Here is a 22,379-nt window from a genome sequence, read left to right on the forward strand (position 1 = left end):
CCCCTCACCTGCCCGAGCTCACCTGCCTGAGATGCCCGTCATCACCACACCCCGGATGAACTGACGCTGGGCAACGAAGAACACGATCAGCACCGGGATCACCAGGAACATCGACGCCGCCATGCTGATGTTCCACGACGCGTCCGTGGGCGAGATGAACGCTCGCAGTCCGAGCGCCAGCGTCTTGTTCCCCTCGCTCTGCAGGTAGATCAACGGCAGCAGGAAGTCGTTCCAGTGGTAGACGAACGAGAAGATGCCCACCGCGACCAGCACCGGCCGGGACAGCGGCAGCATGATGTGCCACCAGATCCGCAGGTTCGAGGCGCCGTCCAGCCGGGCCGCCTCGTCGAAGTCGCGCGGGATCGTCAGGTAGAACTGCCGTACGAGAAAGACGTTGAAGGCGCCGCCGCCGAGGAACGCCGGCACCACCAGGGGTGCGAAGGTGTCCACCCAGCCCAGCGACCGGAACAACACGAACTGCGGCACCAGCGTCACCACGTCCGGCAGCATCATCGTGGACAGCAGCAGGTAGAACAGCAGCCTGCGGCCGGGAAACCTCAACCGGGCAAAACCGAACGCCACCAGCGAGCTCGACAGAAGCGTCCCGGTCATCGCCAGGAGGGTGATCATCGTGGTATTGGCCAGCCAGACCAGCAGCGGCGCCCGGTCCATCGCCTCCAGGTAGTTGACCCACCGCACCGGGTTCGGGATCCACACCGGTGGATAGGCGAACACCTGGCCCTGCGCCTTCAGCGACGTGGACACCAGCCAGAGCATCGGGATCGAGAAGACGGCCGCGAGGGCCGCCAGCACGGCGTACAGCACCGTCTTCTGTGCGATCGCCGTACCGCTCGCCGCACCCCTTCCCGTCGCGCCGGCTCTCGTCGTGGGACCGCTCGTCACGCCGCCGCTCATCGTGCGTCCTCACCCTCGTAGTGCACCCACGACCGTGACAACCGGAACTGCACCAGCGAGAAGACCAGGATGACCAGGAAGATCACCCACGCGTACGCCGCGGCGTAGCCCATCCGGAACTGCTCGAACCCCAGGCGGTACAGGTAGAGCACCGAGAACAACGTGGACTGCTCCGGACCACCGTTCCCCGCCAGCAGGAACGCACTGGTGAAGATCTGGAACGACCCGATGATGCCGAGCACGAGGTTGAACAGGATGACCGGCGAGAGCATCGGCACGGTCACCGCCCAGAACCGGTGCCACCAGTTCGCGCCGTCCACCTGGGCCGCGTCGTGCAGGGTCTGCGGAATTCCCTGCAAGCCGGCCAGGAAGATCACCATGGTGTTGCCGATCCCCCACAGGCTCATCAGGACGAACGACGGCTTGGCGGTGTGCGGGTCCTGCAGCCACTGGAGTTCGGGCAGCCCGACCATGCGCAACACGGAGTTGGCAAGGCCCACCTCGGGGTTGAGGATCCAGAACCACAGGATGGCGTTCGCCACCGCCGGCATCACCGCGGGCAGGTAGAACAACGTCCGGAACACCGAGCGGAAACGCACCCGCTGGTTGAGCAGCAGTGCGGCGCCCAGCGCGGTCGCCAGGTTGAGCGGGACGCTGAACACGGTGAAGAACGCGGTGTTCCACAACGACTTGCCCACCAGCGGGTCGTGCAGGAGCAACCGGAAGTTGCCGAGCCCTGCCCAGGTGGGCGGGCTGAACAGGTCCCAGTTCAGGAAGGACATCACGAGTGAGGCGAGCATCGGTCCCGCGACCAGGAACACGAACCCGACCAGCCAGGGCGCGATGAACAGGTAGCCGTCGATCGCCTCCCGTCGCCGGGTGCCGAGGCCGCCTCGCGACCCGCCCCGCCCGATCCCGCGAAGCCCGCCTCGTCTGCCCCGCGTCGCGGGTTCCTCCCGCGGATCAGCTGTCTGCGTGACCATCGCGGATCACCCCTGCGCGAGGATCGAGTCCACCTGCGCCCTGGTCCGGGCGGCGGCACCCGCGACATCCTCGGTGGCGCACGTGGCCCACAGAGGATCGAAGTTCGTGGCGTAGATCTCCTTGATCCGCGACTGGTTGGCGGGGAACTTTAAGCTGATGACCGTACGGTCACTGCGCTCGCGCAGCGGGTCGACATGCACTTTGACGAACCCCTCGGTGGGCTTGTCCGGCACCAGCGAGTCCAGTGCCGACCGCACGCTCGGTGCCCACCTGTGCTGCTTGGCGAAACCCTGCTGCACCGGCGGGCTGGTGAGGTGCTTCAGCAGCCTCCAGGCGGCCTCCTTGTTCTTCGCCTGCTTGGGAATCGCCCAGCCGCTGCAGCCGACCGCGACGAACTGGCCGCCCGGTCCCTTCGGCACGAACGTGATTCCCCAGGGGAACTTCGTCTTCTCCTGCCGCAGGAAGAAGTCCTGGGAATGATGGCTGACCGTCATCGCGGTGAGCCCGGAGCGGAACGGGTCGCCCTGGCCGAGTTCCTGCGACGGGGAGGGAGTGCTGCGGTCGGTGCACCGCAACGACCGGAAGAACTCGAAGTCCGCGATCGCGGGCGGCCGGTCGACCAGCGTCTTCTGGTACTTCGCGTCGTACCAGTCACCGCCGAACGCCCGCACGAACGCCCTGCTGTTCTCGGAGTCGGTCGGCGTCGGGGCCAGCCAGTTCAGCCCCCACTGCTTGATCTGTTTGCCGTCGAAGCCGGGATCGCCGGGGCTGCGGCCCTGCTTGTCCCGGGTCAGCTTCCGGGCGGTCTCGCGAAGGTCGTCCATCGTCCAGTCGTCCTTCGGATACGCGACACCGGCCGCGTCGAACATGTCCTTGTTGTAGTAGACGCCCCAGGCCGCGGAGTCCTTGGGAAGGCCGTAGATCTTGCCGCCGTCGCTGAAGTTGTCGATCAGCGCGGGCACGAACGCCGACCGCTGGATGCCGTCCCGCTTCATCAACGGCGCGAGGTCGAGCAACGCGTTGCGGTGGCCGTAGTCCTGCACGATGCTCTGGTGCTGGTGGATCAGGTCGGGTACGGCGCCGCCGGCCAGCAACGTGGGCAGCTTGGCCATGTAGTCGTCCCAGGCCTCGAAGGTGACGGTGACCTTCGTACCCTTGTTGGTCTTCTCGAAGTCCTTCAGAAACCCCTTGTAGAGCGTGCGTTCCAGCCCCAGGTCGGCCGGGGTGATGAACCGGATCGTGGTGGAGCCGGACTTCTCGTCGTCCACCTCGCCGCGAAACGGCGAGCACGCCGCGGCCACGGAGCCGAGGCCGGCGGCGGCGAACCCGGCACGGGCCAGGAAACCTCGCCTTGACAGGTCGGGTCGAACGACATCGTGAGGTGCGGAGCTGCCGTGCACGGTCCACCTCTTTCGGGTGCTGGTCGGGCGTAGCCGTTGTCACCTGCTCACTGCGTCTGGTGCCCCTGGTGCGTCTGGAGCTATGGGTGCGTCCTGCTGGGGCTGATGGAACCCGTGGGTGAACGACCGCTCGCCGTGGTGCGCCAGCGCGTGGAGTACGGCTTCGGGGTCCCCGTTCTCGATCAGGTCCAGCAGGTCGCGGTGGCGGGCGACGTGGGTGGCGAGGTCCTCGTAGAAGTGCTCGCGGGTGTGCAGGTTCATCGCCATGCACCACAACAGCTGCTGGTGGAGTGAGTCGTAGATGCCCTCCAGCCGCCGGTGGCCGGCCAGCCCCACGATCGCGCGGTGGAACTCGTAGCCCCTTTCGACCAGCTGTGCGCGGTCGGCACTGCCCGCGCACCGCTCCATCTCGGCCAGCGCCGCGCGGCAGCGGGCCAGCCGGGCGGGATCGGTCACGGGTACGCCCATCTCGACGGCCAGCCGCTCCAGCGCGGACCGCAGCGTCAGGATCTCCACCACGTCGCCGTCGGCCAACCGGGTCACCGACGCGCCGCGCCGAGGAGTGATCTCCACCAGGCCCTCGTGTTGCAGCGTTCGCATGGCCTCGCGCAGCGGCGGACGGCTGATCCCGAGTTCCTCGGTGAGCCGCTCCTCGATCAGGCGGTCGCCGGGCGCGAGCTCACCGGCCAGGATCATCCGGCGTAGCTCCTGCGCGGCGAGTTGCACCAGGCTCGGCGGGTCGATGCGGCGACGTCCGGCCACGAAGCGTTCCCTTCGACGATTGTGGAAGACGCTTGCCTGTTGTAGACAATAGTCACCAAGATCACCGCCGACCAGAGGAGACACCATGGCCGCGCTGCCGAAATCGGCCCGGGTCGGGTTCGTCGGGCTGGGCAACCTCGGACTCCCGATGGCCACCGCGCTGGTCCGGGCCGGCTGGCCGGTCACGGCGTACGACGTCAACGCCGGTCCGGTCGCCACGATGGTCGAGCGCGGCGCGGACGGCGCCGACTCCCTCGACGACCTCGCCGGTTGCCGGGTGCTCGCTCTCGCCGTACCCGACGACGACACCGTGACCGCCGTGCTGGAGACCCCGAAGCTGCTGGACCGACTGGCCGACGACGCGGTGGTCGCCGTGCACAGCACCGTGCTGCCCGCGACCGCGCGGGAGCTCGGTGAGCGCGCCCGGCGGCGTTCGCTGGCGTTCCTGGACGCGCCGGTCAGCGGCGGCGCCGAACGCGCCGAGCGGGGAGCACTCACGGTCATGGTCGGTGCGGACGAGGCGGCGCTGGAGCCGGCGCGGCCGTACCTCGACACGATCGCCGAGCAGGTCGTGCACGCCGGGCCGCCCGGAGCGGGTGCGGCGGTCAAGCTCGCCAACCAGCTGATGATGTTCGCCTCGCTTGCCGGCACCCACGAGGCGCTGCGGCTGGCGCAGGCGCACGAGGTCCCGGCCGAGACCGTCCTGGAGGTCGCCCGTACCAGCACCGGCGACTCCTGGTCGGCGCGCGAGTGGGGCTTCTTCGACCGCACGGCGCAGGCCTACGACGCCTCGCAGGTGCCCGTGCGGTCCAGGCCGTGGAGCAAGGACCTGTGGGAGGTGGTCGCCGCGGGCCGGGTCGCGGGGGTGACGATGCCGGTGGCCGGTCTGTTGGCCCAGACCCTCGCCGACGTGGTGGAGGAGCACGCGCGGTCCGTCGGGGATCACCCGATCCGGTAGCCGACTCCGGGCGTGGTCGCGATGACCGGTGGGTCGCCGAGCCTGCGCCGGAGCCTGCCCACCGTCACCGCCACCGTGTTGGTGAACGGGTCGGCGTTCTCGTCCCACACCTGCTCCAGCAGCGCCTCGGCGCTCAGGAAACCCGGACTCGCCCGCAGCAGCGCCTCCAGCACAGCGAACTCCTTCACCGAGAGGGTGAGGTCACGCCGTCGCGGACGGCGGTACGGCGGACAGGATCAAGCTCGATCCCGGCCACGCGCAGGCGTCTGGGCCGCGCATCCGGCTTGCGGCGGGCCAGCGCCCGGATGCGCAGGATCAGCTCCGGGAAGTGGAACGGCTTGCCGAGATAGTCGTCCGCGCCCAGGGTCAGCCCACTGACCCGGTCGCCGGGCGCACTCGCCGCGGTCAGCATCAGCACCATCGGCCGGTGAGCGCGCTCACTGATCATCTGACACAGCGTGTCGCCCTGCAGTCCGGGCAGACCCCGGTCCAGGAGCACCACGTCGTACGCGGTGAGGTCCAGCTTGGCGGTAGCGGTCAGCCCGTCGCGGGCGAGGTCGACGGCCATCCCCTGGTCGCGCAGCCCTTCCGCGACAACGTCGGCGAGGGCGTGCTCGTCTTCGACGACGAGGATCCTCATGTGGCCGGAACCCCCGCGACGCTCACCGGAACCCTCGCGTCGTGCCCGACGTGCCTCGCCGGGAAGGTGACCGACACGCGCAGGCCGCCCTCCGGCCGGGCGAACAGGCCGAGCCGGCCGCCGTGCGCGGCGGCGACAGCGGCCACGATCGAAAGCCCCAGGCCCGAGGAGCCCGTACGCTCCCCGCCGAGCCGCTCGAAGGGCTGCGCCAGCCGGTCGACCTCCCGCTGATCGAGTGTCCGCCCGCCGGTCTCGACGACGAGTACCGTCTCCTGGTCGCGGGCGGACCCGGTGATCGCGATCCACCCGCCGTCCTCGTTGTGCGTCACCGCGTTGTCGACGAGGTTGCCTACCAGTCGTGCCAGCAGTGCCGGGCTGCCCTGGATCAGGGTCCCCGGTCGAAGGTCCACGCTCACCCGGAGCCCCTTCCCCTGCGCGTCGGCGGCCCGTTCACCCAGCGCGGCTTCGATCAACCCGCCGAGGTCGACCGAGGCGGTGTCGGGCAGCGGGCCGTGCTGCGCCCGGGCCAGGACGAGGAAGCCGTCGAGCAGGTGGTCGACCCGGTCGAGTTGCGTACGCAGACGGTCCGCGAGGGCCACCGTCGAGGCGGGAGGGTCCGGCTTCGCGACCGCGACGTCCAGCGACGCCCGCATCGTCGCCAGCGGCGTGCGCAGCTCATGGGAGGAGTTGGCGACAAAGCGGCGTTACGCGGTGAACGACGCCTCGAGCCGCCCGAGCAGCTCGTCGATGGTGTCGGCCAGTTCCCTCACCTCGTCGGCGGGTCCGGCCACGTCCAGCCGTCGGTCCAGGCTGTCGGCGGAGATGCGCCGCGTGGCACTCGTGAGGAGCCGCAACGGCCGCAGAACACGCCTGGCCAACAGCCGGCCGAGGAGCGCCGCGGCGACCGCCATCACGATCAGCGCCATCAGCGCGGCGACCAGGTACTGGCGTGACTGCTGCGCGTGAACCGTACCCAGTTGGTGTTCCAGCTCCCGGATGCGCTGCTGCGCCGCGGCCGGACTCCCCTCGGCGCTCAGGTTCCCACCTGGGACCGGCCCGGCCGGAACCGACCTGACCATGCTGAGGTCGGAGAGGAGAAAGGTCAGGCCCAGCAGCCCGACGCCGGACAGGAGGAACGCCACGGCGTACAGGATCGTGAACCGCGCTCCGACCGTTCCACCGCGCAGCCTGCTCATGCCTCCAAGCATGCCCGGCCGGACCTGACAACGGCATGACAACGTCGGTTCGGGCGGTGTCACCTGCCGATCCGTAGAACCGACGGCATGTCGACCACCGAACTCCTTCAGCGGGAATGGGCCGCGTTCCGCCGCCCTGGCCGGCTGATCGCCCTGGCCACCGCGGCACTCACCGTCATCGCCCTCGGGCTGGTGTCCAGCCTCGGCAACCGCTCGTCCTGCAACGGCCCCTGCCCGTCCGATCCGGTCGCCGGCGACGGTTCCACCGTGAGCGACACGTTCTGGTTCCTGCATCGCGACCTGGGCCCCGAAGGCAGCATCACGGTCCGGATGACCTCGATGACCGGGACGATCACCTACCCTCCACCCGACCACGACGAGATCGTGTCCGGTCTGGTGCCGTGGGCGAAGGCCGGGATCATCGTCAAGGACGGCTTGCGGCAGGGCTCGCCGTACGCGGCACTGATGATGACCGGCAGCCACGGCGTGCGATTCCAGTACGACTACAAGCACGACGTCGCCGGAGGCGGCCCGTCGGGGCGGTTCCCGCGCTGGCTGCGCCTGACCCGCTCCGGCGACACCATCACCGGCGCCGAGTCGGCCGACGGCCGGCGGTGGCGCACCGTCGCGACGGCGAGGCTCGCGGGGCTGCCGGACACCGTTCAGGTCGGGCTGGCTCTTCGCCACCTCCCCCGGCGACCTCACCCTCCGCAAGGTCGGCCTCGGCGGCGCGACCGAGGAGGTCCGGTTCACCCAGGCCGTCGGCACCTTCGACAACGTCGCCGTCGAGGGCGGTGTCACCGGCTCGTGGAACAGCGACCCGGTTGGCCGGATGAACGAGACCGAGTGGGAGAAAGACCACCACGCGTCCGGAGCGGTGCAGGACGGCGGAGTCATCACGGTCAGCGGCACCGGCGACATCGGGCCACTCGGTGAGGAAGGCGTGCCGGCCGTCACGCTGAGCCTGCTCGGCCTGACGATCGCGCTGACCATCGTGATCGTCGTCGCGGCCCGACACGGTGTCCGAACGGCTCGTGACCCGGACTCCCGGCGACTGGTCACCGCCCGGGCGGTCATCGTAGAAGCAGCCGGCTTCGTCACCGGGCTGGTCGCCGTCGGCATCACCCTCCCGGTGAGTCTGGCGATTCTCAGGGGCAACGGCATCCCCGTGCAGCCGGTGTCCGCCGCGGCCGGCACGCGGGTGATCGTCGGAGTCGCGGCAGTCCTCGCCCTGTGCGCCGTGCTCACGTACGGGCTCGGTGTGTTGCTGGGCGGCGATTCTCCTCGGCACGTCGCTGGTTGCCGTGCCCTACGCCGTCACCGCGGTCCCGCTGCTGCCCGACACGGTGTCGGAGTGGCTGCTGCGACTCACCCCGGCAGCCGGCTTCGCCGTCACCCAGACGATGGTGGAGTATCCGCAGGTGACCGCGCACTACGCCCCTTCGGCCGGGTACTTTCCGCTCCCGTGGTGGGGTGGGCTCGTCCTGCTCTGCGCGTACACGGCGGTCGTGCTGCGCACGGCCTTTGGCCGGGGTGGACGGGAACCCGCCCCGAACCCCGACTGGCGATAATGCCGGAGCGGCACCGAGTGGTGGTCGCGGACCGGCCATGATCCTCAAAGGGCGCCGGAGCCGGGTCCGTCGGGTGCCGTGGCGACGCCGTCTCGGCTGTTCGGAAGGACACGAAGCAATGACGTCTCCCCACGACTCGACCAAGTGCGCCGAGCACCACGACCTGGTACGCGACTTCGGTGGCGACCGGCCGCGCATCGTGGTCCTGTGCGGCTCCACGAGGTTCTACGAGGAGTTCCGCCGGCAGAACCTCCGCCTCACCCTGGACGGCGCGATCGTCTTGTCGATCGGCTGGGAGACCGGGGCCGACGGTGACCTGGTGGGTGCGGACGGCACGGACGAGGTGGACGAGGTGAAGGCGCGGCTGGGCGCGCTGCACCTGCGGAAGATCGACCTGGCCGACGAGGTGCTGGTGCTGAACGTCGACGGCTACGTCGGAGAGTCCACCAGCCGCGAGATCGCCTATGCCACCGGGATCGGCAAGCCCGTCGTGTACCTCCACCCTGTGCAGGAAGAGGCCCGGGCCTGACCCAGGTCGGGCTTGAGCGCCCTAGTCGAACAGGTGGGCGTTGACCTCGCGGGCCAGCGGGGCGAGCTCGGGCCGCTCCACCACCTCGACGTCCGCGTCGCGCAGGCGTTCCACGCCGTGGCAGTCGACGAACAGCGCGGGTTCGCGCCAGGCGAGCACCACCCGGCGGATGCCGGCGCGGATGATCAGGTCCGCGCAGGGCACAGGATGGGAGGCGCGGGCGCTGCACGGCTCCAGACTGGAGTACATCGTGGCCGAGGCCAGCCGCGGGTCGGCCGGGTCGATCCGGCTCAGCGCGACCTCCTCGGCGTGCTCGCGCGGACCGGTCTCCCGGGAGTACCCACTGGCGAGCTCGTGTCCGGTGTCGTCGACGACCACCGCTCCCACGGCGTACGCCGACCCGGTGGGCGGGCAGGCACGGGACAGCTCGATCGCGCGTCGCAGCCAGAAGTCGTCGGCGGCGGCGAGGAGGTACCGAGCCAGCACCACGTCACCGACCCGGCGTACCTCGGCCAGCCGCATCCGGTTGCCCGGCCCGTGCGGGAACTCCCCCGGCCCGACCAGGCGGGGCGCGTCCGGGTCGCCGACGAAGAACGGCGCGACCACCAGGTGCAGCTCGTCCACCAGCCCCGCGGTGAGGAACGCGGTCAGCACCCGCCGGCCGCCCTCGACCAGCAGGCGGCGTACGCCCCGCCGGTGCAGGTCCGCGAGCACCGCGCTGAGGTCCACTCCGTCGGGAGGTCCGTCACCCAGGTCGTCGGCGTCGACGACCGTGGCCGCCGAGCCCAGTCGCGCACGTAGTTCCGGAGCCGAGCCACCGGCGGCGTAGACGAGCCGATCCGCCGGCCCGGCGGTGAAGAACGCCGCACCGGGATCGAGGTCGCCAGACCGGGTGAGCACGACCTTCGCCGGGTTCGGCGGACGTCCCGCCGCGACCCGCGCCTGCCGGCGTTCGGCCGAGCGGACCAGCAGTCGCGGGTCGTCCCGCCGGAGCGTGTGCGCGCCGACCAGGATCGCGTCGCACCCGGCCCGTACGTCATCCACCCGGTCCAGATCCGTCTCGCCGGACAGGACCAGCCGGGCGTCGGCACAGTCGTCGAGGTAACCGTCGAGCGACTGTGCCGCGCTGGCGACGACGTACGGGCGTTCGAGCACCTCAGTCACGCGCGTGACGACCTCGCCGGGCAACCACGGCGACCACCTGCTCAGGAAGGCAGGTTGGGCAGCTCGTGGTAGCGGCAGATCCCGGCGAACTCCTCCGGGTCCAGGCTCGCCCCGCCGACCAGCGCGCCGTCGACGTCGGGCTGTTCCATGATGCCGGCGGCGTTGGCGGCCTTCACCGAGCCACCGTAGAGCACCCGCACCGCGTCCGCGACGTTGGCGTCGTAGCGGTCGGCGACCGCCTGCCGGATGGCCCCGCACACTTCCTGCGCGTCCTCGGGCGTGGCCACCTCACCGGTGCCGATGGCCCACACCGGCTCGTACGCGATCACGATGTCGGCTACCTGCTCGGCCTTCAGCCCGTCAAGCGCGGCTTGCACCTGGCCGACGGTGTGCTCGACCTGACGTCCCTCGCGCCGGACGTCCAGGCCCTCGCCGACACACAGGATCGGCACCAGGCCGTGCCGGAACGCGGCCTGCACCTTGGCGTTGACGAGCTGGTCGTCCTCGTTGTGGTACTGCCGGCGCTCGGAGTGCCCGACGAGGACGTACCTGCAACCGAGCTTGGCCAGCATCTCACCGGACACGTCGCCGGTGTAGGCGCCCTTGTCGTACTGGCTGAGGTCCTGCGCACCGTGCACCAGGCGGAGCTTGTCGCCGTCGATCAGCGTCTGCACCGACCGGATCGCGGTGAACGCCGGCAGCACGGCCACCTCGACGCGTTCGTAGTCGTGCTTCTTGTCCTGCAGGATCCAGGTGAGCTTCTGGACCAGGTGGACGGCCTCGCGATGATCGAGGTTCATCTTCCAGTTGCCGGCCATCAGGACCCTGCGGCCGGTCTGCTTCGTCGCCACTGTCTAGTCCTCCAGGACCGCGATACCCGGCAGCGTCTTGCCCTCGAGGTATTCGAGGCTCGCACCGCCACCGGTCGAGATGTGTCCAAAGGCGTCCTCGGGGAAGCCGAGCGAACGCACCGCCGCCGCGGAGTCACCGCCGCCGACGACCGACAGGCCGTCGGTCTCGGTGAGCGCCTGCGCGACCGCCCTGGTGCCCTCCGCGAACGCGGGGATCTCCGAGACGCCCATCGGGCCGTTCCAGAACACCGTCTTCGCGCCGGCGAGCTTCTCCGCGAACAGCCGGCCCGACTCCGGGCCGATGTCCAGACCGAGCCGGTCGGCGGGGATCGCGTCCACGGCCACCACGTCGTGGTCGGCGTCGGCGGAGAACTCGGTCGCGGCCACCACGTCGACCGGCAGCACGATCCGGTCACCGTTCTGCGACAAGTAGCGCTTGACGGTCTCCAACTGGTCGGCCTCGAGCAGGCTCTTGCCGATCTCGTGGCCCTGCGCGGCGAGGAACGTGAAGACCATGCCGCCACCGATCAGCAGCAGGTCGGCCTTGCCGAGCAGGTTGTCGATGACGCCCAGCTTGTCGGAGACCTTCGCGCCGCCGAGCACCACCGCGTAGGGGCGTTCGGGCTGGTCGGTCAGCCGGCGGAGCACCTCGACCTCGGCGACCACCAGGCCACCGGCGGCGTGCGGCAGCCGCTGGGCCACGTCGTAGACGCTGGCGTGCTTGCGGTGCACCGCGCCGAACCCGTCGGAGACGAACGCGTCGGCGAACTTCGCCAGCTCGTCGGCCAGCGCACCACGCTCGGCGTCGTCCTTGCTGGTCTCCCGCGGGTCGAACCGGACGTTCTCCAGCAGGGCGACCTGCCCGTCGGCCAGGCTGTCGACCGTCTCCTGCGCACTCGAGCCCACCAGGTCGGACGCGAACGCCACCGGAGCGCCGAGCACCTCACCGAGGCGCTCGGCCACCGGCGCCAGGGAGTACTTCGGGTCCGGTGCGCCCTTCGGCCGGCCGAGGTGGGCGGTCACGACCACCCGCGCGCCCTTGTCTGCGAGCGCGCGGATGGTCGGGACACTGGCCCGGATGCGGCCGTCGTCGGTGATGCGGCCACCGTCCAGCGGTACGTTCAGGTCCGATCGGACCAGCACCCGCCGGCCACGGAGGTCACCCAGGTCGTCGATGGTCGCCAGGGTCACAGCGACCGGCCCACGAGCGCGGCGAGGTCGACCAGACGGTTGGAGTAGCCCCACTCGTTGTCGTACCAGCCGACGACCTTGACCTGGTTGCCGTTGACCATGGTCAGCGACGCGTCGATGGTGCAGCTCGGCGCGGTGTTGACGATGTCGGAGGAGACGATCTCGTCCTCGGTGTAGACGAGGATGTCCTTCAGCGGGCCCTCGGCGGCCGCCTTGAAGGCCGCGTTGACCTCCTCCTTGGTGGTCTCCCGCTCCAGGTCGACCACGAGGTCGGTGACCGAGCCGGTCGGAACCGGAACGCGGAACGCCATGCCGTCGAGCTTGCCCTTGACCTCGGGGATGACCAGGCTGGTCGCCTTCGCCGCACCCGTGGTCGTGGGGATGATGTTGATGGCGGCCGCCCGCGCACGGCGCAGGTTGACCGTGCCCTTTCGGGTCACCGCGATCTGGTCGAGCAGCTGCTGCTCGGTGGTGTAGGCGTGGATCGTGGTCATCAGACCCTTGGTGATCCCGAAGTTGTCGAGCAGCACCTTCGTCATCGGCGCCACGCAGTTGGTGGTGCAGGACGCGTTGGAGATGATCGTGTGCTTCGCCGGGTCGTACTTGTCGTCGTTGACGCCGAGCACGATGGTGATGTCCTCATCGGTGGCCGGCGCGGAGATGATGACCTTCTTGGCACCCGCCTCGACGTGCTTGCGGGCGTCGGCCGCCTTGGTGAAGCGGCCGGTCGACTCGATGACGACGTCGGCGCCGAGCTCCGCCCACGGCAGCTTCGCCGGGTCGGTCTCCGCGGTGGCACGGAAGGACTTGCCGCCGACGGTCAGCGACGTGTCGTCGTACGTCACGTCGGCGTCGAGCCTGCCGAGGACCGAGTCGTACTTCAGCATGTGGGCCAGGACGTCGTTGCCGGTGAGGTCGTTCACACCGACGATCTCGACGTCCGCACCCTGGGCGAGTGCGGCCCGGAAGAAGTTGCGGCCGATCCGGCCGAAGCCGTTGATTCCAACCCGAATGGTCACAGGACGCTCCCTCGCATGGGTCGTTGCTTGTCGTGCATCTGCGCTGCGGACAGGGGCCTGGCCTCGTTGCCTGGCGGCGATTCCCTGGGTGTGCGCCGAGGCATTCTCACCGCGGAGACTATCTGGTCTGCCCCGCCCTGCCCCGACCCGGCCCGCGACGGACGGAGCCGCTGGTCGGGAACCCGGTGAGGCGCCCGGCCCGCGGGTGTGTCAGGAACTCATCATCTCCGCGGTGAGGTTGGCGTCGGTGCCGGGAATCCCGAGGTCGGCCGCCCGCTTGTCGGCCATCGCCAGGAGCCGCCGGATGCGACCGGCGATCGCGTCCTTGGTCAGGGGCGGCTCGTGGATCTGGCCCAGCTCCTCCAGGGAAGCCTGCCGGTGCTCCAGACGGAGCCGGCCGGCCAACTGCAGGTGTTCGGGCACCTCCTCGCCCAGGATCTCCAGCGCCCGCTGGACCCTGGACCCCGCGGCCACGGCGGCGCGGGCCGAACGCCGGAGGTTGGCGTCGTCGAAGTTGGCGAGCCGGTTGGCGGTGGCGCGTACCTCCCGGCGCATCCGGCGTTCCTCCCAGGCCATCAGGCTCTCGTGCGCACCCAGTCGGGTGAGCAGCGCGCCGATCGCGTCGCCGTCGCGGATGACCACCCGGTCGATGCCGCGCACCTCGCGGGCCTTGGCCACGATGCCGATCCGCCGGGCGGCACCGACCAGGGCGAGCGCGGCCTCCGGGCCGGGGCAGGTGACCTCCAGCGCGCCGGAGCGGCCCGGCTCGGTCAGCGAGCCGTGGGCGAGGAAGGCACCACGCCAGGCGGCCACGGCGTCACACGTCGAGCCGTTGACCACCTGCGGCGGCAGCCCGCGTACGGGCCTACCGCGACCGTCGAGCAGACCGGTCTGGCGAGCGAGCGCCTCGCCCTCCCTGACCACGCGCAGGACGAACCTGTTGGACTTGCGAAGACCACCCGGCGCGAGCACCAACACGTCGCTGACGTGCCCGAACACCTCGGCGATCTCTCTGCGTAGTCGCCGGACCGAAGCGCCGGTGTCCAGCTCGGCCTCGATGACGATTCGGCCGCTGACGATGTGCAGGCCGCCGGCGAACCGAAGGGTCGCGGACACCTCCGCTTTGCGACAGCAGGGTTTCGTCACCGTCGCACTGGTGAGCTCCGCCTTGACCTGCGCCGTCATCGCCATGGCCCGATCCTGCCACGAAAGGGGAATTCGCACCGCGAATGGGTCGAGCCGGTGAGGCTTCTCAGGATCATCTCCACTACTCAGTGTTACGCCGATAACACTTTGGCATACACACGGGCGAGGCGTTGCGGGTCATGCTTGGGCGAACCATCGGCCCAGGCGACGTCGGCCATCACGAGTTCGGCGCCGAGCTTGGTCGCCGCGTCGACCAGCGCCGGGTGGTCGGCGACGAACGCGTCGTCGGCCACCACGACGTCCACCCGCAGGTCAGGAGCGTGCGCGGCGAGCACCTCGAGGTGCCGCTCGGGCGAGAAACCCCGCGTCTCCCCCGCCTGTGGTGCGAGGTTGAGGGTGAGGATGCGGCGGGCCTTGGTCTCGTGCAACGCGGCCGCCAGTTCGGGAACCAGCAGGTGCACGAGAACGCTGGTGAACCACGAGCCCGGACCGAGCACCACGCCGTCGGCCTCGCGGACGGCCGCTACCGCTTCCGGACAGGCCGGCGGGTCGGGCGGCTCCAGTGCCACGCTGCGCACCCGGCCGGGCGTACTCGCCACCTCCGACTGACCGCGCACCGTCTCCACCAGCGCGGGATTCGCCGGATCGAGGCCCTCGACCTGGGCGGTGATCCGCAACGGGACGGCGCACATCGGCAGCACCCGGCCACGGGCACCGAGCAGCCGGCCCACCCAGTCAAGGCCGGCGACATGGCGGTCCGCGGTGGCCGCGGTGGCGGCCGCCGCACCGGGCGGCCCCGGCACGGGCCCCGACGAGCGCTGGGCAAGGCGTTCCCACAACGCCACGATCAGCAGATTGCCGACCGCGTGCCCGGACAGCTCACCGTCGCTGGCGAACCGGTGCTGCAACACCTCGGCCCACGTGCGTCCCCACTCGTCGTCGCCGCACAGCGCGGCCAGCGCCTGCCGCAGATCACCGGGAGGGAGTACGCCGAACTCCGAGCGCAGCCGGCCGGAGGAGCCGCCGTCGTCGGCCACCGTCACCACCGCGGTGAGCCGCTCGGTGACCTGGCGCAGCGCCGACAGCGAGGCGGACAGGCCGTGCCCACCGCCGAGGGCGACGACCTTCGGTCCCGCGCCCGTCGTCTCCGTTGTCACCGGGGGCGACGTCATTCGCGCCCCAGGTCACGGTGCAGGACGAGGTTGCCGATGCCGTGCTCGCGCAGCCTCGAGCCGAGTTCTTCCGCCATCGCCACACTCCGGTGTTTGCCGCCGGTGCATCCGACCGCGATCGTCGCGAACCGTTTCCCCTCCCGCAGGTACCCCCGCGCCAGCAGGGTCACCAGGCCCTCGTACTGGTCGAGGAACGGCAGCGCGTCTTCCTGCTTCAGGACGTACTCCCGAACCTCCGGGTCCAAACCCGTCCGCGGCCGAAGCTCCGGCTGCCAGTGCGGGTTGGGCAGGAAGCGGCAGTCGACCACCAGGTCGGCGTCGACCGGGATGCCGTACTTGTAGCCGAACGACACGATCGTGGCCTGCAGCGCCTGGTCGTCGGCGCCGCCGAACGCGTTCACGATCTTCGCCGCGAGCTGGTGGACGTTGAGGTTGGAGGTGTCGATGACCAGGTCGGCGTCGGCGCGCAGCTCGCGCAGTGCCTCGCGTTCGCGGGCGATGCCGTCCAGGACCCGGCCGTCGCCCTGCAGCGGGTGCGGCCTCCGCACGCTTTCGTACCGGCGGACGAGGACCTCGTCGCCGGCTTCCAGGAACAGCAACATCGGGCGTACGTCACGGGCCCGCAGCGCCTCCAGCGCGCCCTGCAGGGCGGCGAAGAACGAGCCGGAGCGGACGTCGACCACCACCGCGATCCGTGAGACGGAGCGGTCGCCGCCGCCGACCAGCTTGACGATCGTCGGCAGGAGCTCGGGCGGGAGGTTGTCGACGACGAACCATCCGAGGTCCTCCAGGACGTGCGCGGCCGCGCTGCGCCCGGCTCCGGACATGCCGGAGACGAGGACAAGCTCAGGAGGGTCTGTCGTCATCGGTTGCTCCCCGGGTAGGTGCGAGAGGTCGCATCATCGCGTCGTCGCCGGCGGCCGGCGACGGCGGGTCGGTGCGGGCCGGCTGATCTTCCTGGCCCGCGTGATCGTCGTGCGGCGGCTCCGGTGGGTCGTCCAGGATCTCACCGGTCGCGGTGTTGACAGCCGGCCGGCCACCGGCCCGCTCGGGCTGGTGCAGGGCCGCCACCACCGACTCGGCCGTACGCATGCCGATACCGGGCACCTCGGCCACCTCCTCGGCCGTCGCCGCCCGCAGCCGCTTCAGCGACCCGAACTTCCGCAACAGCGCCTTGCGCCGGGTCGCTCCGAGACCGGGTACGTCGTCGAGCAGGCTCTCCACCATCGACTTCGACCGGCGCTGGCGGTGGAACGTGATCGCGAACCGGTGCGCCTCGTCGCGGACGCGCTGCAGGAGGTAGAGGCCCTCGCTGGTGCGCGGAAGGATGACCGGGTCCTCCTGGCCGGGCAGCCACACCTCCTCCAGCCGCTTGGCCAGGCCGCAGACGGGGACGTCGTCGATGCCCAGCTCGTCCATCGCCCGGGCGGCCGCGGCGACCTGCGGCGGGCCACCGTCGACGACGAGGAGCCCGGGCGCATAGGAGAACCTGCGCTGGCGACCGGTCTCGGGGTCGATGCCCGCGGGCACGCCGGTGGCGGCGGACGCCATACCTGAGCCGTTCGACCGCCCGCCGGCGCCGGAGCCGTTCGTCGCCCCCGTCGCCTCCGCGGGCTCCCCCTCCGCGCCGGTGGGCGAGGCCGCACCGACGTCACCGGTCTCGGCGTGCTCGTCGAGGTAGCGCTGGAACCGCCGGGTGATGACCTCGTGGATGGACGCGACGTCGTTGGAGCCGTTGTCGCGACCGCGGGCCCGCACGGTGAACCGACGGTAGTCGCTCTTGCGGGGCAGGCCGTCCTCGAACACCACCATCGACGCAACGACGTCCGAGCCCTGCAGGTTGGACACGTCGTAGCACTCGATCCGCAACGGCGCCTCGGGCAGTCCGAGCGCGTCCTGGATCTCCTGCAGCGCGCGGCTGCGGGTGGTCAGGTCGCTGGCCCGCTTGGTCTTGTGCAGCCCGAGCGCCTGGTGGGCGTTGCGGGCCACGGTCTCCATCAGCGCCTTCTTGTCGCCGCGCTGGGGCACCCGCAGGTCGACCCGGGAGCCCCGGCGGTCGGTGAGCCAGTCGGCCAGCGCCGCGTCGTCGGCGGGCAGGGCCGGCACCAGTACCTCGCGGGGCACGGACTCCCCGCCCTCCCCGCCGTACAGCTGGATGAGCAGTCGTTCCACCAGCTCGCCGGTCTCGGCATCGTCTGTCTTGTCGGCGACCCAGCCGCGCTGGCCGCGGATCCGTCCGCCGCGTACGTGGAACACCTGGACGGCCGCCTCGAGCTGGTCCTCGGCCAGGGCCACCACGTCGGCGTCGGTGCCGTCGGCCAGCACCACGGTGTTCTTCTCCAGCGCGCGTTCGAGCGCCTTGAGGTCGTCGCGCAGCTTGGCGGCACGCTCGAACTCCAGGTCCGAGGAAGCCTGGCGCATCTCCCGCTCCACCCGGCGGATGTAGGGCGCGGCATGCCCGGCCATGAAGTCGCAGAAGTCCTCGACGATCTCCCGGTGCTCCTCCGGGGTGACCCGGCCGACGCACGGCGCGGAGCACTTGCCGATGTAGCCGAGCAGGCAGGGACGCCCGATCTGGCGGGCGCGGTTGAACACGCCCTTGGAGCAGGTGCGTGCCGGGAACACCCGCAGCAGCAGGTCGAGCGTCTCCCGGATCGCCCAGGCATGGGAGTACGGGCCGAAGTAGCGGACCCCCTTGCGCTTGGCGCCGCGCATCACCTGCAGCCGCGGGAACTCCTCGTCCAGCGTGACCGCCAGCCAGGGGTAGCTCTTGTCGTCGCGGTACTTGACGTTGAACCGCGGGTCGTACTCCTTGATCCAGGAGTACTCCAGCTGCAGCGCCTCGACCTCGGTGTTGACCACCGTCCACTCGACCTTGGCGGCGGTCTGCACCATCGCCTGGGTGCGCGGATGCAGGGCGGCGAGATCCTGGAAGTACGACCCGAGCCGGGAGCGCAGGCTCTTGGCCTTGCCGACATAGATCACCCGGCCCCGAGGGTCGGAGAAGCGGTAGACGCCCGGCTGGTCGGGAACCGAGCCGGGGGTGGGTCGATAGGTCGCGGGATCTGCCACTTTTCCGAGCCTAGGCGACGGCACCCCCATCCGGTCGCCTGGCCGCCCCGGTACCGGCCGGACGGGATGGGGTGAACCACGCGAACCGCCCGCTCACGCGAGCTTGATCGAGCCGCCCTCGACCTCGATCTTCACCGGCGGCAGCGGCCTGGTCGCCGGCCCCTGCTTGACCGAGCCGTCCAGGGCGCTGAACGCGCTGCCGTGGCAGTGGCACTTGATGGTGTCGCCGGTCACGTCGCCGACCGGGCAGCCGCGATGAGTGCAGATCGCGGAGAACGCCTTGAACGTCCCCTGCTGCGGCTGGGTCACGACGACCTTCTGCGCGGCGAAGATCTTGCCACCCTTGACCGGGATCTGGCTGGTCGAGGTGAGGGAGTCGCCACCGCCGCCACCGCCCTTGGCCGCGTCGTCGTCGCCCGGCGTCTTGGTGTCGTCCCCGGGCGCGGGGGTCTTCTTCGCCTTGTCGTCGGGTGCCTTGCCGTCGCTCTTCCCGCCCGCGGAGTCGTCACCGCCGCTGGTGTTCGAGCTGCCGCCGCCGCACGCGGCGAGCAGGGGGAACGCGGCAGCCGCTGCGGCCACCCCGCCCAGGGCGTGCCGGCGGGTCATCGGGGCGGGGTCGCGCCGCTCGGGTGTGTCCACGGTGTCCTCCGTCTGTCAGGCGAGTCGCTGGAGCGTCTACTGGGCGAGGTTCTCCCACGTTCCCCCACGACACGCGACGGGGGCCCGGACGGTTCAGCGTCTCCGGACATTCGGAGCCAGTTGGAGGCCCCTGGTGACACCCGAAGGCACCCGATGGTCAGCCCTCGACCGGCGGCCAGGTCGGCAACGCGCCGTCCGGCGTACAGTCGAACGGCACCGGCTCCCCGACGATCTCCAGCTGCGACTGCGCCTCCACCTCCGCGCGCAGGCTCTCCGCGACCAGCAGGTGCACCGTGTCCAGGGTGTCGTGCACCCGGACCAGCCGGACGTTCTCCGGATCGGGCCGCCCGCACATCAGGATCGCGGCGGCCACCGCGGCCTCGTCGGTGGGCAGCGCGATCGGCAGCTTCGCCCGGCGCACGCCGCCGATCCCCGACGTCATGGCGTTCACGTAGAGCGCGTGCAGGTCGATGTCCTCCAGCACCCGGAACGGCACGAAGTCGGCCAGCCCCACGCCCACCGCGTTGCCGTACGACGCCTTGCTGATCCCGTGCACGGTGATGTTGGTGACGCGGGGACGCTCGGGTTCGTCGACGCCGGCGATCCACATCCGGCCGATGACGTTGGTGTCCATGCCGGAGCCGGACTTGTCCTTGCCGAGCTCGTCGACCACCAGCACGTCCAGATCGTCGAACGGCAGCCGGCCCAGCAGCCGGCCGGCCTCGGCGAGCAGTGCGGTCTCGGCCGGGCCGGCGATGCCGTCGGGTTCGACGAACGCGATCCGGGCGGTCCGCTCGTGGGCGTTCTCGACGATCCCGATGCCGCCGAGTACGCGGCCGGTCTCGACGATGTGCCGGCCCACCGTGGGAATCCAGCGCGCCAGGCCGGTAGAGCCGTACACGTGGATGCCCTCGGCGCCGCGCTGCTTGCCCAGGCCGATGGCGGCGATCTTGCCCAGCCCGGACTCGATCTCGCCGTGGAAGTCGGTGTGTGGCTTGATCCGGTTGACCAGCAGGATCCCGTCGGCCTGGGCGGCGTTGGCGTCGAGGTGGACCATCGGGCCGTCGGGCACCCGGCCGAGCTCGATGGTGTCCATGGTCGCCCGGATCGGGACGCCCATCGTCTCCTCGGTCACGCCGTATGACGCGAGGACGGCGACCTGACCCTCCGCGGTCGCGCCGCCGTGGGACCCCATCGCCGGTACGACGAACGGCTCGGCCCCGGCCGCCCGCAGCCAGTCACACGCCGCCCGGACCACCGTCGCCAGGTCGTGGATGCCCCGGCTGCCGGCGGTGACCGCGACACTCATCCCCGGCCGGATCCGCGCCCGCAGCGCCTCCAGCTCCCGGGCCGTCGCGGCGGCCACGTCCTGCTCGGCCGGTACGTCGTAGTGCTGGCGGACCGGGATCAGCCGCGGCAGCGGTGCCCGCGGACCGAGCTCGCGTACGCGTTCGAAGGGGCCGAGCCCGGTCGGGCTGGTGGCGTCGCTCACGGCGTTCCTCCCTGGATTCGCGCTTCGGGTCGCGCTTCGGGTCGCGCTTCGGGTCGGGCGTACCGGCTCACATCACCGCGCCGAGCTGCCACGGCACGAACTCCTCGTCGCCGTAGCCGAGCTCCTCGCTCTTGGTCTTCTCACCCGACGCCGTGGCCAGCACCCGGTCGAAGATCTGCTTGCCGACCTCGGCGACGGACGCCTCCCCGTCGGCGACCACGCCGCAGTTGATGTCCATGTCGTCGGTCATCCGCTGGTAGACGTCGGAGTTGGTGGCGAGCTTCATCGACGGAGTGGGCTTGCACCCGAACGCCGACCCGCGGCCGGTGGTGAAGCACAGCACCTGCGAGCCACCCGCGACCATGCCGGTCGCGTTCACCGGGTCGTAGCCGGGGGTGTCCATGAAGACCAGACCCTTCGCGGTGATCTGCTCGGCGAACTCCACGACGTCGGCCAGGTTGGTCGTCCCGCCCTTGGCCGCGGCGCCGAGGGACTTCTCCAGGATCGTGGTGAGGCCTCCCGCCTTGTTGCCCGGCGAGGGGTTGTTGTCCATCGAACCGGAGTGCTTGGCGGTGTAGTCCTCCCACCAGTGGATCCGGCGGATCAGCTTCTCCCCCACCTCGCGGCTGACTGCGCGGCGGGCAAGCAGGTGCTCGGCGCCGTAGATCTCCGGCGTCTCCCCGAAGACCGCGGTGCCCCCGTGGGCGACCAGCAGGTCGGCGGCCGCACCGAGCGCGGGGTTGGCGGTGATGCCGGAGTAGCCGTCGGAGCCACCGCACTCCATCGCCAGGATCAGCTCACTGGCGGGCACGGTCTGCCGGGTCACGCCGTTGACGTCGGGCAGCATGTCCTTGATCCGGGCGATGCCCTCGGCCACGGTCTTGCGGGTGCCGCCGAGCTCCTGAATGGTCATCGGCACGGTGATCTTGTGATCCGGGATGTTCCAGTGCTCGACCAGGCCGGCGACCTGGTTGACCTCGCAGCCGAGCCCGAGGACGAGGAAGCCGGCGAAGTTCGGGTGGTTGGCGTAGCCGGTGAGCGTACGCCGGAGCACCTCGAAGCCCTCGCTGCCCGGACCGGCCATGCCGCAGCCGGTGCTGTGGGTGAGGGAGACCACGCCGTCGACGTTCGGGAACTCGTCGAGCACGTCGTACTTGAACCGCTCGGCGATCAGCTTCGCCGCGGTGGCCGAGCAGTTGACCGTGGTGAGGATGCCGATGTAGTTGCGGGTGGCCACCCGGCCGTCGGGCCGGACGATGCCCTGGAACGTCGCCCGGGCGTTCTCGGGTACGTACTCGGTGGGCCGGGCGTCGACGCCGAAGTCGTACTCCCGCTCGAACATCTGGAACGCCGTGTTGTGCGTGTGCACGTGCTGCCCGGGCACGATGGGCTCGCTGGCGAATCCGATGACCTGGCCGTACTTGCGGACCGGCTCACCCGGGGCGACCGGCGCCACGGCGAGCTTGTGACCGCGCGGCACAGCGTCGGTGACCTGAAGGGACCCGCCGGTGGGCAGCGCGTAGCTGCCGGGCGCGAGGTCGCCCATCGCGATCACGACGTTGTCGGTCTCGTGCAGCCGCAGGGTGGACTCGGCGAGCGCGGGCTGGTCGGTGGCGGGCGTCACGGGCGTCACTTGTGTCACCTTCCAAGTCATCTGATGTTTCAATGTCGGGAATCG

At 70.6% G+C, this 22,379-nt stretch carries 21 protein-coding genes and 2 pseudogenes; 4 read left to right on the top strand and 19 right to left on the bottom strand.

The window, feature by feature from the left end; genetic code table 11:
- Nucleotides 1–18 precede the first annotated feature (18 nt).
- The 4 genes from ABZV93_RS13400 to ABZV93_RS13415 are packed head-to-tail and all read right to left on the bottom strand — an operon-like array spanning nt 19 to nt 4,061.
- Complete coding sequence (locus ABZV93_RS13400; protein WP_354934439.1) at nt 19–915, bottom strand: carbohydrate ABC transporter permease; 897 nt, start codon at nt 913–915, stop codon at nt 19–21.
- Complete coding sequence (locus ABZV93_RS13405) at nt 912–1,898, bottom strand: sugar ABC transporter permease (protein ID WP_354934442.1); 987 nt, start codon at nt 1,896–1,898, stop codon at nt 912–914. The genes ABZV93_RS13400 and ABZV93_RS13405 overlap by 4 nt, the downstream gene beginning before the upstream one ends.
- 6 nt (nt 1,899–1,904) lie before the next feature.
- Complete coding sequence (locus ABZV93_RS13410; RefSeq protein ID WP_354934445.1) at nt 1,905–3,299, bottom strand: sugar ABC transporter substrate-binding protein; 1,395 nt, start codon at nt 3,297–3,299, stop codon at nt 1,905–1,907.
- Between the two features lie 39 nt (nt 3,300–3,338).
- A complete protein-coding gene (locus tag ABZV93_RS13415) occupies nt 3,339–4,061 on the bottom strand; it encodes a GntR family transcriptional regulator (RefSeq protein WP_354934448.1) in 723 nt (240 codons plus the stop codon).
- An 85-nt stretch (nt 4,062–4,146) separates the two neighbouring features.
- On the opposite strand from ABZV93_RS13415, the gene ABZV93_RS13420 reads away from it, so the two are divergent.
- Nucleotides 4,147–5,019, top strand: coding sequence for an NAD(P)-dependent oxidoreductase (locus ABZV93_RS13420; protein ID WP_354934451.1), 873 nt, complete (start codon nt 4,147–4,149; stop codon nt 5,017–5,019).
- Here the strand turns inward: ABZV93_RS13420 and ABZV93_RS13425 are convergent.
- From ABZV93_RS13425 to ABZV93_RS13440, 4 genes and pseudogenes are all read right to left on the bottom strand, one after another.
- A pseudogene (locus tag ABZV93_RS13425) lies at nt 5,004–5,659 on the bottom strand (response regulator transcription factor). The gene ABZV93_RS13420 and the pseudogene ABZV93_RS13425 sit on opposite strands and share 16 nt — an antisense overlap.
- A complete protein-coding gene (locus ABZV93_RS13430; RefSeq protein ID WP_354934842.1) occupies nt 5,656–6,075 on the bottom strand; it encodes a HAMP domain-containing sensor histidine kinase in 420 nt (139 codons plus the stop codon). The pseudogene ABZV93_RS13425 and the gene ABZV93_RS13430 overlap by 4 nt, the downstream one beginning before the upstream one ends.
- A 105-nt stretch (nt 6,076–6,180) precedes the next feature.
- Nucleotides 6,181–6,351, bottom strand: a pseudogene (locus ABZV93_RS13435) (histidine kinase dimerization/phospho-acceptor domain-containing protein); the annotation flags it as partial.
- Between the two features lie 12 nt (nt 6,352–6,363).
- On the bottom strand, nt 6,364–6,855 hold the full coding sequence (locus ABZV93_RS13440; RefSeq protein WP_354934454.1) for a HAMP domain-containing protein: 492 nt from the start codon (nt 6,853–6,855) through the stop codon (nt 6,364–6,366).
- Nucleotides 6,856–6,942: 87 nt separating this feature from the next.
- On the opposite strand from ABZV93_RS13440, the gene ABZV93_RS13445 reads away from it, so the two are divergent.
- The 3 genes from ABZV93_RS13445 to ABZV93_RS13455 all read left to right on the top strand — a co-directional run bounded on the left by ABZV93_RS13445 (nt 6,943) and on the right by ABZV93_RS13455 (nt 8,955).
- Complete coding sequence (locus ABZV93_RS13445; RefSeq protein ID WP_354934457.1) at nt 6,943–7,791, top strand: hypothetical protein; 849 nt, start codon at nt 6,943–6,945, stop codon at nt 7,789–7,791.
- Nucleotides 7,792–8,159: 368 nt separating this feature from the next.
- Nucleotides 8,160–8,426, top strand: a complete 267-nt coding sequence (locus ABZV93_RS13450; RefSeq protein ID WP_354934460.1) for a hypothetical protein — start codon at nt 8,160–8,162, stop codon at nt 8,424–8,426.
- A gap of 118 nt (nt 8,427–8,544) precedes the next feature.
- Nucleotides 8,545–8,955, top strand: a complete 411-nt coding sequence (locus tag ABZV93_RS13455; RefSeq protein ID WP_354934463.1) for a hypothetical protein — start codon at nt 8,545–8,547, stop codon at nt 8,953–8,955.
- Between the two features lie 21 nt (nt 8,956–8,976).
- On the opposite strand, the gene ABZV93_RS13460 is transcribed toward ABZV93_RS13455, so the two are convergent.
- The 11 genes from ABZV93_RS13460 to ABZV93_RS13510 all read right to left on the bottom strand — a co-directional run bounded on the left by ABZV93_RS13460 (nt 8,977) and on the right by ABZV93_RS13510 (nt 22,334).
- Nucleotides 8,977–10,119, bottom strand: a complete 1,143-nt coding sequence (locus ABZV93_RS13460; RefSeq protein ID WP_354934465.1) for a dihydrofolate reductase family protein — start codon at nt 10,117–10,119, stop codon at nt 8,977–8,979.
- 41 nt (nt 10,120–10,160) lie between these two features.
- Nucleotides 10,161–10,937, bottom strand: a complete 777-nt coding sequence (gene tpiA, locus ABZV93_RS13465; protein ID WP_354934845.1) for a triose-phosphate isomerase — start codon at nt 10,935–10,937, stop codon at nt 10,161–10,163.
- Nucleotides 10,938–10,973: 36 nt separating this feature from the next.
- The gene (locus tag ABZV93_RS13470) at nt 10,974–12,155 is read right to left on the bottom strand and encodes a phosphoglycerate kinase (protein ID WP_354934848.1); all 1,182 of its coding nucleotides are present in this window, start codon (nt 12,153–12,155) and stop codon (nt 10,974–10,976) included.
- A gap of 2 nt (nt 12,156–12,157) precedes the next feature.
- The gene (gap, locus tag ABZV93_RS13475; protein ID WP_354934468.1) at nt 12,158–13,180 is read right to left on the bottom strand and encodes a type I glyceraldehyde-3-phosphate dehydrogenase; all 1,023 of its coding nucleotides are present in this window, start codon (nt 13,178–13,180) and stop codon (nt 12,158–12,160) included.
- A gap of 210 nt (nt 13,181–13,390) precedes the next feature.
- Nucleotides 13,391–14,371 carry a DNA-binding protein WhiA gene (whiA, locus tag ABZV93_RS13480; protein WP_354934471.1) on the bottom strand — a complete coding sequence of 327 codons (981 nt, stop codon included), beginning with the start codon at nt 14,369–14,371 and terminating at the stop codon, nt 13,391–13,393.
- A gap of 86 nt (nt 14,372–14,457) precedes the next feature.
- Entirely contained in the window at nt 14,458–15,483 is a 1,026-nt protein-coding gene (locus ABZV93_RS13485; protein ID WP_354934474.1) for a 2-phospho-L-lactate transferase CofD family protein, read from the bottom strand.
- Between the two features lie 11 nt (nt 15,484–15,494).
- Complete coding sequence (gene rapZ / locus ABZV93_RS13490; RefSeq protein ID WP_354934477.1) at nt 15,495–16,364, bottom strand: RNase adapter RapZ; 870 nt, start codon at nt 16,362–16,364, stop codon at nt 15,495–15,497.
- Nucleotides 16,345–18,570 (bottom strand): excinuclease ABC subunit UvrC, encoded by a 2,226-nt coding sequence (gene uvrC / locus ABZV93_RS13495; protein WP_354934480.1) that lies wholly within the window; start codon nt 18,568–18,570, stop codon nt 16,345–16,347. The genes rapZ and uvrC overlap by 20 nt, the downstream gene beginning before the upstream one ends.
- A gap of 93 nt (nt 18,571–18,663) precedes the next feature.
- Entirely contained in the window at nt 18,664–19,209 is a 546-nt protein-coding gene (locus ABZV93_RS13500) for a Rieske (2Fe-2S) protein (RefSeq protein ID WP_354934483.1), read from the bottom strand.
- A gap of 157 nt (nt 19,210–19,366) precedes the next feature.
- Nucleotides 19,367–20,701, bottom strand: a complete 1,335-nt coding sequence (locus tag ABZV93_RS13505) for a DUF2088 domain-containing protein (protein WP_354934486.1) — start codon at nt 20,699–20,701, stop codon at nt 19,367–19,369.
- A 67-nt stretch (nt 20,702–20,768) separates the two neighbouring features.
- Nucleotides 20,769–22,334 (bottom strand): altronate dehydratase family protein, encoded by a 1,566-nt coding sequence (locus tag ABZV93_RS13510; protein WP_354934489.1) that lies wholly within the window; start codon nt 22,332–22,334, stop codon nt 20,769–20,771.
- Nucleotides 22,335–22,379 lie beyond the last annotated feature (45 nt).

The organism is Actinopolymorpha sp. NPDC004070 (assembly GCF_040610475.1).
Classification (GTDB): Bacteria; Actinomycetota; Actinomycetes; order Propionibacteriales; family Actinopolymorphaceae; genus Actinopolymorpha.